The organism is Erwinia sp. V71 (assembly GCF_965644245.1).
GTDB lineage: Bacteria > Pseudomonadota > Gammaproteobacteria > Enterobacterales > Enterobacteriaceae > Erwinia.
Map to the genome: position 1 here is coordinate 1 of NZ_CBFFRK010000288.1, position 509 is coordinate 509.

Consider the following 509-nt stretch of genomic DNA (forward strand, 5'->3'; position numbering starts at 1 on the left):
ATTCAGGCAACCGTCTGTGGTGTTTGCAGAGCTAAGATTGGCGGCTTAGCGTTGCACTTCGGAGTTGAATCCGCCGTCTACTGAAGTCTACTACTATCGCTTAACACTGTCTATTCATCCAGTCAAGCTAGTTTCCCGAATGTGCCGTGAACCACGTTATCGCCGTTCGCCAGCGCCTCCATATAGTCGGCATACCATTGAAGCATCTCCCGGCGGCCGTCCAGGTACTGGGCGTGGTTGTAAGTGCCACGGATCGAGTTTTTATCGACATGCGCCAGCTGCGTTTCAATCCAGGCGGTGTTGTACCCCTGTTCGTGCAGAATGGTACTCATGGTGTGCCGGAAACCGTGCCTTGTGGCTTTGCCGTCATATTCGATGCGTTTGATCACCTGGTTGATGCTGGCCTCACTCATTGGCTTACCGGCATCATTGGTAAGCGTCTCATACATACCGTATATTGACTTAAAATAGCAATATGCAGCAACTCAGAACCGTACGGACTTACTATT

Annotated in this window: 1 pseudogene; it reads right to left on the reverse strand. The window is 50.7% G+C overall.

Annotated elements, in window-relative coordinates:
* Positions 1-122: 122 nt before the first annotated feature.
* A pseudogene (locus ACSZO1_RS22710) lies at positions 123-431 on the reverse strand (tyrosine-type recombinase/integrase); the annotation flags it as partial.
* Between the last annotated feature and the right edge of the window lie 78 nt (positions 432-509).